Raw genomic sequence first — 10,428 nt, forward strand, 5'->3', positions numbered from 1 at the left:
GCTCAGCTCCCGAGCTGCAGCACCGGCGCGGTCACCGACCGGGAGCCACCCATCCACGTCGGCAGCAGCAGCATCTTCACGCCCGCTCCCCCGGTCACGACCACGTGCACGTCCGCCGCCGACGCGGCCACCCGCAGCCCGGGCGCCGCGTACGCCGGCACCCCGGCCCGGAAGGCCAGCGACGACGACGCCACCTCCAGCAACGCGCTGGCCTGCTCGAACAGGAACGCAGCGATCCGCTCGTGGCCCCAGCCGTGCATCGCCAGCAGCTCCGCCGGCTCCGGCGGAAGCAGCAGGAACTGCTCACCGAGCGCGCCGCGCGCGGGATCACCCATCGCCAGCACCACCCCGGCCATCGCCGCCGCGGCCGGGCCCAGCACCGACGGCGGCTCCCGGTAGCCCTCCCCCGGCAGCACCTCCACGGTGGCTCCCGCCCCGAGCACCGTCACCGCGTCGACGTCCACCCCCAGCCCCCGGCGCTGCGCCAGCGACGGCAGCGGGCGCGAGTGCTCCGCCGTGCAGCAGGTGTACTTCGCCGGCTGGCCGATCGTCGCCATGTCGGTGAGCCCCGTGGTCGCGCCGCCGATCCCGGCCAGCGCCATCGACACCGCCCGCCCGATGCAGGCGTTCGCCCGGTTCCCCGTGCCGAGCCCGCCCGCGCCCGCCGTCATGCCCAGCCGGCGCGCGACCGGCCCGTGCACCAGCACCGCCACCGCCGGCGCACCGGTCGTCGTCGAGAGCCCCAGCAGGTTGACCGAGTCGTCCAGCGCCGCCCGGCACGCCGCCACCACCACCGGCAGCTCCGCGGGCACGCACCCGGCCAGCACCGCGTACCAGCCCACCGCCCGCACGGTGAGTGCCCCGAACAGCGGCGGCACCTGCCCCAGCTCCACGTCCGGCGCCGCCACCCCGGCCAGCATCGCCTCGAGCCGGCCGGGCGTCGGCGGCACCACCGGCAGCCCGTCCCCGTGCCCGGCCGCCAGCAGCTCGCCCAGCACCGCTGCCGGGTCGGCGTCGTCGGGGACGAGCGGCAGCTCTGCCGCGGTCACCGGCCGACCGGCACCGCGCGCGACACCGCCGCCGTCGCCCCGAACGACGGGATCCACGCCGAGTGCTTCCCCGCTCCGCCGGCCACGAGCACGTGCAGCATCTCCGACCCGGTGCTCACCGTGTACTGGTCCCCGTCGGGCTTCACGCCCCAGTCCTCGAACTGCCGGCGGTTCTCCTCGGAGAACTGCGCCACCGGGATCCGCGCCCGCTCCCACAGCCAGTCGCGGATCGCCTCGACCGTCCACCCGTCGCGGTGCAGCGTCGCCGCGTGCTCCGGCCCCAGCACGAGGAAGTGCGGGCCCTTCACGTACACGTTGTTCGACCCGGCGGCGGTCATCGTCCCGGCGATGGTCATGAGCAGGCCGAGCCCCGTCGTCGACCCGTGGTCGTTGATGTTGTGCGGCCCCTCGCACGCCGCCACCGTCACCGCCGACTCCCCCGGCGCGAACCCGCGGCGCACCGAGAACGGCTCGAACGGGCTCTCCTCCTCGTTCTCCCCGAAGCACCACGAGTACTTCGCCGGCGTCCCCTGGGTCGACCGGTCCATCGAACCCGGCCGGGCGCCACCGATGTGCGTGGTGACCAGCTGCACCGCCCGGCCGATGACGGCGTTGGCCCGCGTCCCCTGCCCGAAGCAGTTGCCCCCGGAGTTCAGCCCGACGGCCGCCCGCACCGGTCCACCGACGACCACCAGCGGCGCGCACGGGTGCGTCGTCGCCAGCACGCCGTGCAGGTTGTACTCCGGCGCGAGCAGCGCCCGCACCGCCGCCAGCACCACCGGCAGGTCGCCCGGCCGGCACCCGGCCATCACCGCGTTCGCCGCGAAGCTCTCCGGGGTCGGCACCAGCCCCGAAGGCGGCACCGGCCCCAGCTCCAGGTCGATCCCCTCGAGCGCCGCCAGCGCCGCCGCCACCCGCGCCGGCGTGGGCGGCACCGTCGGCAGCCCGTCGCCCCAGCCACGCTCCCAGGCCAGCTCGTGCCAGTTCTCCTCGGTGACGCCCGGGAGCTCGATCACCTCGCTCATGCGCTCCCCCGCGCCTCGTCGGCCAGCGGCAGCAGCGCACCGGCCGCGGCCTCGATCCGCTCCGCCAGCTCCGCCTCGTTCAGCCCGCCGACCGGATGCGGCACGACGACGACCCGCGGCGTCACCCGCCGGGCCTTCGCCTGCGCCTCCACCAGGGGCAGGAAGGTCGAGGTCACCAGCAGCGGTGCCACGACGCCACGCTTCTCCAGTTCCACCGAGTCGTGGAGACTCCACGACGAGCACGAGCCCTAATCACCGACCGCCACCAGCACCATCTTGTAGCGCTGCGAGAGCCAGTCGATGACGTCCTTGTCGGCCGCCGCCGACGCGTTCGGCTTGCTGGCGAACCCGATCTCCGGCAGCTCCCAGTGCGCCTGCAACCGCTCCCCCACCCCGCGCAGCAGCTCGGTGGCGTTGGGCTTGGAGTTGGAGAACAGCGCGACCTCGGTCCACTCCGCCGTCCCCCCGGACAGGATCTCGGCCGCGGAGCCGGCCGGCTGCACACCGAACGTCGGGTCGACGATCCGCAGTCCGCGGCCGGCCGCCGGACGCAGCGCCGCCACCGCCGCCGCACCGGCGGCCGCCCCGTCGGCCTCCGCCGACGGCACCGAGTCGGGAGCGCCGGAGCGCGCGTCGCCCGCCACGAACACCGTCGGGACGGCGGTGCGCACGCCGTCGTCGGTGCGCACCCGGCCCGACTCGTCCGTCGCCACCCCGTCGACCAGCGCGCCCGGCCCCCGCCGCCCGACATAGGGGAACAGCCCGTCGACGGCCAGCTCCCGCTCCCCTCCCGACGTCGCGACGACGACGCCGGAGAGCACCCCCTCGCCGCGCAGCGCCGTCACCGTCGCACCGGTCAGCACCTCGATCCGCCCGGAAGCCGCCAGCCGCGCGGCCCGCTCAGCCGACCAGCCCGGCCGCCCCGGCACCAGCACCGTCACCGCGGCGGCCACCTCGGCCAGCTCCAGCGCCTCCTCGGCGGTCCAGTCGTCGTCGCCGACGACCGCCACCGCCCGCCCGCGGAACAGCGGCCCGTCGCAGCCGGCGCAGGTGGAGATCCCCCGGCCGACCAGCAGCTCCTCGCCGGGCAGCCCCAGCCGCCCGGCGCTCAGCCCGGTCGCCACCACCACGGCACCGGCGCCGACCTCCCCCTCGGAGGTCTCCAGCCGCGGTGAGGCCCCGGCGTGCACCCGGGTGACCTCGGCGAACGACATCGTCACCCCGGCCGCCTCGGCCGCGGCCACCAGCCGGCCCAGCAGCTCGGCCGACGGCGTGACCTCCCCCGGACCCGGCACGTCGTGCAGCGCGGTCAGGTTGACCAGCTGCCCGCCCGGCGCCATCCGGTCGTAGGCCACCACCCGCAGCCCGGCCTGCGCCGCCACCCGCGCCGCGGTCAGCCCCGCCACACCGGCGCCGACGACGGCCACGTCCCAGTCGCTGCTCATGTCTCTCCCAGTCCCGTCGAGATCCGCGGCCACAGCCGGTCGGGGCCGTCGGCGGCCAGCCGCCGGCCGAGCTGCCGGTTCCAGTACCGCTCGCTGCCGAACTCGTCCCGCCACGACCACAGCCGACGGGTGAGCTGGCCCAGCTCGTACTCCTTCGTCATGCCGATCGCGCCGTGCGCCTGGTGCGACGCCCGGGCGGCGACGGTCGCCGCCTCGCCGGTCACCGCCTTGGCCGCCGCGACGTCGAAGAACCCGGGCTCCGGCCGCGCGTTGCCCGCGGCCACCTGCACGGCGAGGCCTGCCAGCTGGGCCTCCTCGGCGATGGTCACCAGGTGCGCCTGCACCGCCTGGAAGCGGGCGATCGGCCGGCCGAACTGCTCCCGCTCCCCGGTGTAGCGCACGGTCAGCTCGGCCACCCGGGCCAGCGCGCCCGAGATCAGCGCCGCCCGGCCGAGCGCGCCGCGCAGCCGCAGCGCCAGGTCGTCCACGCCCGCCGGTGCCGGCGCGACGGTGCCGGCGGCCAGCGGCACGTCGTCCCAGGCGAGGTCGTCCCGCGGCTCCGCGGCGAGGTTGCGGCCGGGAGTCACCCGGGCCGCGGCGGTCGGCGCCGAGACGACGTAGGACGTCCCGCCGCCGGTGGCCAGCAGCGCCACCCGGGTGCTGCGGCCGCCCCACGGCACCCGCGTCAGCCGCCCGGTCAGCCGCCACGCCCCGGGGCCGCCGGAGAGCGCCGCCACGTCGCCGGGCCGACCGGCCGGCACCGTCAGCGGGCCGTCCGGGAGCTCCAGGCCGGCCGACGCCAGCAGCCACCCGCCGGTCAGCCCCGCCTCGGCGAGCGGCACCGGCGCGGCGAACCGGCCGGCCACGGCGAGCAGGGCGCAGGCGTCGGCGACGTCGCCACCCGAGCCGCCGGCCGCCTCGGGCACCGAGACGTACGGGAAGCCCGAGGCCTCCAGCGCGCCCCACAGCCGGTCGCTCCAGCCGGTCGCCTCGGCGGCGACGACGTCCTCGGGGGTGCACAGGTCGCGCAGGATCCCGGTGGCGACCTCGGTGAGCATGGCGCGGTCGGTGCCGGCGTCGGTGGCGCTCACGAGCCCAGTCCCTTCGCGGCCACGGACCGCAGGATCTCCGTCGTCCCGCCCTGCAGCGTGACCTTGGGCGAGGTCAGCACCGCCTCGGCGAGCAGTCGCTGGAACAGCGTGCCGGTGCCCTGGTCCAGTTCGGTCTCGGCGGCGACCCGCAGCGCCTCGACGAGGTCCTGCTCGAACCGGGTGCCGACCTCCTTGACCAGCGCTGCCTCGACCGCCGGCGCCTGCCCGGCGTCCAGGGCGCGGGCCACCGACAGCGACATCTGCCGGATCGCCCAGAACCGCGCGGCGAACCGGCCGATCACGGCGGCCGCGTCGTCGCGCACCGCCGGGCCGGCGTGCTCGCGGACGAACTCGCGCAGCACCGGGAACGTCGACAGCCAGCGGTCGGGGCCGCTGCGCTCGTAGGCCAGCTCGCTGGTCACCTGCTGCCAGCCCGAGCCGATCTCGCCGAGCACCATGTCGTCGGGCACGAAGACGTCCTCCAGCGCCACCTCGTTGAAGTGGTGCGAGCCGTCCAGGAACGGGATCGGCGAGACGGTGACGCCCTCGGCGTGCAGGTCGACGATCAGCTGGGAGAGCCCGGCGTGCTTGCGCCCCTCCTCCATCGGGGAGGTGCGGCAGAGGACGGCGAACCAGTGGTTGCGGTGCGCCTCGCTGGTCCACACCTTGGTGCCGGTGACCGTCCAGCCGCCGTCGACCTTCGTCGCCCGGGTGCGCACCGACGCCAGGTCGGAGCCGGAGTCGGGCTCGCTCATGCCGAGGGAGAAGTAGACCTCCCCGGCCGCGATACCTGGCAGGAACCGGCGCCGCTGCTCTTCCGTGCCGTAGTGCAGCAGGGCCGGCCCGGTCTGCCGGTCGGCGACGAAGTGCGCGCCGATCGGTGCGCCGGCGGCCAGCAGCTCCTCGGCGACGACGAACCGGTCCACCGCGCTGCGGCCGTGGCCGCCGTACTCGGGCGGGATCGCCATGCCCACCCAGCCGCGGGCGGCCAGCGTGCGGGAGAAGGCCGGGTCGTGCCGACCGGCGAACCCGAGCGCGGGCCGGTGGTCCGGCGGCAGCTGCTCGGCGAGGAAGTCGCGCACCTCGGCGCGCAACTTCTCCTCGGCGGGGCTGAGCGTGGTGGCGCTGAACTGCATCGCCGGACCTCCTTCGGTCGGGAGCCCGCCGGGCCGCCGGGACTCGGCGACCCGGCGGGGGCTCGTCAGGCGGTCTCGCGCCGCCGCTGGGACCACATCTGGGTGGCCCGCTCGAAGTGCAGCGCGGCCTCCCAGCCGATCCCGGGCGGACCGGCCTCCGTGCGGAAGGAGCGGGCGGCCTCGCGGGCCAGCTCCGGGTCCTTCGCGGCCCGGCCGGCCAGCTCGAACGCGAGCTCCTCGACCTGGTCGTCCGGCACGGCCTTCCACGCCATGCCGATCTCCGCGGCGCGCACGCCGTCGATCTCCTCGCCGAACAGCCCCATCGCGGCGGTGGCCTCGCGGCCCGCCGTCCGGGAGCTGATCGTGAAGTACCCGCCACCGGGGTGCAGGCCGATGCGCAGGAAGCCGGCCATCAGCCGCGCCGTCTCCGAGACGATCCGCAGGTCGGTGGAGAGCGCCAGGTTGATGCCGGCGCCCACCGCCGCGCCGCGGACGGCGGCGATCGTCGGCACCTGCAGCAGGCCGACCCGGCGGAACGCCTGGTAGACCGCGCCGAGCTCCTTGTAGGTCTTGTCCTCGGCCTGGTCGGCGCCGGCCGTCCAGCGCCGGCGGTCGGCGCCGGAGCAGAACGTGCCGCCCTTGCCCAGGACGACGGCGGCGCCCATGGCCGGGTCGCGGTCGATGTCGTCGCACAGCTCCGACAGCTGCATCCCCATCTCGGGCGTCAGCCCGTTCTTCACCTCGACGTTGTCGACGGTGAGGACGGCGACGCCGCCCCTCTTCTCCAGCTGTACCTGTCCCACGGGGGAAGCCCTGCCTCTCTGTTGTCGGACGTGCTGTGCCCGGTCCTGCTACTCACCGAGCGGGGCGCGGTGCCCGGTCGTGCGTACCAGTACGTCGACAGCGGTCGCCCCACCGCCCCTGGCCCCGACGATCAGGGGGTTGATCTCGAACTCGGCGAGCCGCTCGCCACCGGCGACGGCGGCCTGCGACAGCCGCACCACCGCGTCGACGGCAGCGGCGACGTCGGCCGGCGGGGCACCGCGGAAGCCGGCCAGCAGCGGCCAGGCGCGCAGGCCACGCAGCATCGACCAGGCGCGCTCCGGGGTCACCGGGGCCAGCCCGGAGGCGATGTCGCGGTACAGCTCGGTGGTGATCCCCCCGAGGCCGACGGTGATCACCGGTGGGAAGCCGTCCCGGCCGGCGGTCGCGGCCAGGATCAGTTCGGTGCCCGGCGGGATGAGTTCCTGCACCAGCACGCCCTCGACGTCCGGGACGTGGTGCCGGCGGGCCGCCTCGACCAGCTCGGTGAAGACCGCCGCGGCGTCGTCGGCCGGCACGCCGACCCGCACGCCGCCGACCTCGCTCTTGTGCGCCAGGTCGCCGGCGGCCAGCTTGAGCACCCCCGGCCCCGGCAGCGCCGCCACCGCGTCGCGGGCAGCCTCCGGTGTGGTGACCAGCGTCGACGACGGCTGCGCGATGCCGATCGCGCGCAGCAGCTCCGGCCCGTCGACGACATCGGCGGCCAGCAGCTCGCGGACCCGGCCGGCCGGCACCTCGGGCGGCGACGGCAGGGCCGGCGCGCTGCCCCGGTGGGCCGGTGGTGCCATGCGGGCGGCGGCCCGGGCGACGTCGCCGACCGAGCCGAACACCGGGATGCCCGCCTCGCGGAACACCCGCCGGCCCTCGACGGTCAGCTCCTGGCCGGCGATCCAGCCGACCAGCAGCGGCACCGGCAGCTTGGCCGCCGTCACCACCAGGTCCTCGGCCAGCCGGGCGCCCGCGTCGCCGACCACCATCGTCACGAAGACCGCGATCGCGTCCACCGACGGGTCGTCGGCGACGATCCGGCAGACGTCGCCGAACGCGTGCGCACCCCGGTTGAACAGCTGGGCGGTGACGTCGACAGGGTTGGCGAGCGCGCCGAACGCCGGGATCAGCGGGCGCAGCCGGTCCTGGGTGTCGGCCGACAGCTCGGGCATCTCCAGGCCGAGGTCCTCGCACTGGTCGGCCGCCAGGCTGCCGGCGCCCCCGGAGGTGGTGACGACGGCGACCCGCCGCCCCTCCGACCGCCGGCCGGTGGACAGCAGCGCGGCCACCGACAGCAGCTCGTCGATGTCGTTCACCAGCACCACGCCGGAGTCCTCGGACGTCAGCACGAAGGCGACGTCGTCGCCCAGCATGGAGCCGGTGTGGCTGGCCACCGCGCGGCGACCGGCGCTCGACCGCCCGGAGCGGAGCACCACCAGCTGGGTGCCGGTCTCGCGCGCCCGGCGGGTGAGCGCGGCGTAGGCCTGCCCGTCGTCGGTGGCCTCGACGTAGAGCATGAGCACCCGGACGGCCGGGTCGTCGAGCAGCTCCGAAGAGACGGCCACCAGGTCGAGGTCGGCCTGGTTGCCGGTGCTAGCCCAGAACGAGAGGCCCAGGCCCATGTCGGTGGCCAGGTCGAGCACCGAGCCACCGACGGCGCCGCTCTGGCCGACGTAGGCGACTCCGCTGTCGGAGGTGAGCGGCCGGTCGGCCGCCGCGGTGAAGGTGGCCACCACCCCGGTCGGCGCGTAGAGGAAGCCCTGGCAGTTGGGGCCGAGCACCCGGACGCCGGTCTCCCGGGCCACCGCCGCCAGGCGGTGCTGCAGGGCCAGCCCCTCCGGGCCCACCTCGGCGAAGCCGGAGGCGTAGACGACCGCGGCCGACGCCCCGACCGCGGCCGCCTGCCGGATCGCGTCCTCGACGCGGTCGGCGGCCACCAGCACGAGCACCAGGTCGACCGGCCCGGGGACGTCGGCCAGCGTCGGGTAGCAGCGCTGCCCGACCAGCTCCTCGTAGTTCGGGTTCACCGGGTAGATGCCACCGGTGTAGCCGTGCTCGACCAGGTAGCGCAGCGGCCGCGACATGAGGTTCTCGGCGCGGCCGGAGATGCCCAGCAGCGCGATCCCCCGCGGACGCAGCAGCGCGCCGAGCCCCTCGGGGCGGGCACCGGGCGGCCCGCTCACCACGACGGCACGGTCACGGGGAACCGCCTTCCGGGCGGGCGACGGGTGGACACCAGCAGCTAAGTTGACGTCGATGTCAGTGTCAACAGCGACCCGGCGACCGAGGAGGCGTACCCGTGGTCCAGCAGCCGCGCACGACTGACCCGGCGGCCCCGGCCGTCGAGGGCGCGTCCACCGAGCGGGCCCGCGCGATGCGCGCCCGGCTGCTCGCCGCCGCCCGCGAGGTGTTCGAGCGGGACGGCTTCCTCGACGCCCGGGTCACCGACATCTCCGCGGCCGCCGGGGTCGCCCACGGCAGCTTCTACACCTACTACCGGTCCAAGACCGACGTCTTCCGGGCGCTCGTCGCGGCGACCATGGACGAGCTCTACGCCTCCCTGGGCAGCGCTGCGGAGACCGATCGCGGCGTCCGCGACCGGCCCGCGGACCCCCTTCCCGCCATCGAACGGGCCAACCGCCGGTTCGTGGCGATGTACCGGGAGAACACCGCGCTCATGGCCCTGTTCGAGCAGGTGACCACCTTCGACGCCGAGGTGCGCGCCCTCCGGCAGGCGGCCCGCGAGCGCATGGTCGGCCGGGTGCGGCACAGCATCGAGGGGTTCCAGGCCGCCGGGCTGGTCGCCGCCGACCTGGACGCCGAGTACAGCGCGCACGCGCTGGTCGCCATGGTCAACGCCCTGGTGCACTACTGGCTGGTGCTCGGCGGGAACTTCGACGAGGAGCGCCTGGTGCGGGCGATGACCCGGCTCTGGGCGCAGTCGCTGGGGCTGCCGGCTCCTCGCTGACCCGGCCGCAGCCGGCCGGGTCAGCGAGGGTGCGGCTCAGCCGGTGATGCGGGTGCTCAGCGTGCCGATGCCCTCGATCGTCACCGCGATCTCGTCGCCGCGCTGCAGCGAGCCCACCCCGGCCGGGGTACCGGTCAGCACCACGTCGCCGGGCAGCAGCGTCATCGCCTGGCTGACCCAGGAGACGCACGCCGCGACGTCGCGGAGCATGTCGGCGGTCGTGCCGTCCTGCCGCAGCTCGCCGTTGACGGTCGACTTCAGCGACAGCGCCGAGGGGTCGATCTCGGTCTCCACCCACGGGCCGAGCGGGCACGAGCCGTCGAAGCCCTTGCCGCGGGTCCACTGCCCCTCGGACTTCTGGATGTCCCGCATGGTCAGGTCGTTGGCCACCGTGTAGCCGAGGACGACGCCGGTGACGTCCTCCTCCGCGACGGCGACGCACCGCTTCCCGATGACGACGGCCAGCTCGCCCTCGTAGTGCAGGTCGGAGGTGAGCGCCGGGTACGGGACGTCGGCGTCCGGCCCGACCACGGCGGTGGAGGGCTTGAGGAACACGATCGGGATCGCGGGCACCTCGTTGCCGAGCTCCTTGGCGTGCTCGGCGTAGTTCCGCCCGAGGGCGACGACCTTGCTCGGCTCGACCGGCGCCAGCAGGGTGACCTCGGCCAGCGGCGTGCGCTCGCCGGTGCGCCGGGCACCGTCGAAGGGCGTCCCCTCGAGCCGGTCGACGGTGGCGGCGTCACCCTCGCCCTCGACCGCGCCGTAGGCGGGCGTGCTGTTGTCCGGAGTGGTGTATCGGACGATGCGCATCAGATGGCCCGAACCAGTCCGCCGTCGACGAGCAGGTTCTGCCCGGTGAGGTAGGTGTTGGCGCCGGAGACGAGGAAGGCGGCGACCCGGCCGA

General features: G+C 75.6%; 8 protein-coding genes and 1 pseudogene. 1 reads left to right on the forward strand and 8 read right to left on the reverse strand.

What is annotated here, in order from left to right; translation table 11 throughout:
• Nucleotides 1–2 precede the first annotated feature (2 nt).
• From BD833_RS02770 to BD833_RS02805, 7 genes and pseudogenes are all read right to left on the reverse strand, one after another.
• Nucleotides 3–1,049, reverse strand: a complete 1,047-nt coding sequence (locus BD833_RS02770) for a hypothetical protein (protein WP_166531561.1) — start codon at nt 1,047–1,049, stop codon at nt 3–5.
• Nucleotides 1,046–2,074 (reverse strand): hypothetical protein, encoded by a 1,029-nt coding sequence (locus BD833_RS02775; RefSeq protein WP_166531562.1) that lies wholly within the window; start codon nt 2,072–2,074, stop codon nt 1,046–1,048. Before BD833_RS02775 ends, BD833_RS02770 begins: the two co-directional genes overlap by 4 nt.
• Nucleotides 2,071–3,519: pseudogene (locus BD833_RS02785) on the reverse strand (UGSC family (seleno)protein). Before BD833_RS02785 ends, BD833_RS02775 begins: the two are co-directional and overlap by 4 nt.
• Nucleotides 3,516–4,610: an acyl-CoA dehydrogenase family protein gene (locus tag BD833_RS02790; protein ID WP_243737405.1), complete on the reverse strand. Its 1,095-nt coding sequence runs from the start codon at nt 4,608–4,610 to the stop codon at nt 3,516–3,518. Before BD833_RS02790 ends, BD833_RS02785 begins: the two are co-directional and overlap by 4 nt.
• Complete coding sequence (locus BD833_RS02795) at nt 4,607–5,746, reverse strand: acyl-CoA dehydrogenase family protein (RefSeq protein WP_166531565.1); 1,140 nt, start codon at nt 5,744–5,746, stop codon at nt 4,607–4,609. Before BD833_RS02795 ends, BD833_RS02790 begins: the two co-directional genes overlap by 4 nt.
• Before the next feature lie 65 nt (nt 5,747–5,811).
• Nucleotides 5,812–6,549, reverse strand: coding sequence for an enoyl-CoA hydratase-related protein (locus tag BD833_RS02800; RefSeq protein WP_166531566.1), 738 nt, complete (start codon nt 6,547–6,549; stop codon nt 5,812–5,814).
• Nucleotides 6,550–6,597: 48 nt separating this feature from the next.
• The gene (locus BD833_RS02805; RefSeq protein WP_243737406.1) at nt 6,598–8,739 is read right to left on the reverse strand and encodes an acetate--CoA ligase family protein; all 2,142 of its coding nucleotides are present in this window, start codon (nt 8,737–8,739) and stop codon (nt 6,598–6,600) included.
• Between the two features lie 116 nt (nt 8,740–8,855).
• Here BD833_RS02805 and BD833_RS02810 point away from each other — a divergent pair, with 116 nt between their 5' ends.
• Complete coding sequence (locus tag BD833_RS02810; RefSeq protein WP_166531568.1) at nt 8,856–9,524, forward strand: TetR/AcrR family transcriptional regulator; 669 nt, start codon at nt 8,856–8,858, stop codon at nt 9,522–9,524.
• 36 nt (nt 9,525–9,560) lie between these two features.
• Here BD833_RS02810 and BD833_RS02815 read toward each other — a convergent pair whose 3' ends face one another.
• The gene (locus tag BD833_RS02815) at nt 9,561–10,334 is read right to left on the reverse strand and encodes a fumarylacetoacetate hydrolase family protein (protein WP_166531569.1); all 774 of its coding nucleotides are present in this window, start codon (nt 10,332–10,334) and stop codon (nt 9,561–9,563) included.
• Nucleotides 10,335–10,428: the final 94 nt, after the last annotated feature.

Origin of the sequence: Blastococcus xanthinilyticus, from assembly GCF_008124835.1 — a bacterium.
GTDB lineage: Bacteria > Actinomycetota > Actinomycetes > Mycobacteriales > Geodermatophilaceae > Blastococcus > Blastococcus xanthinilyticus.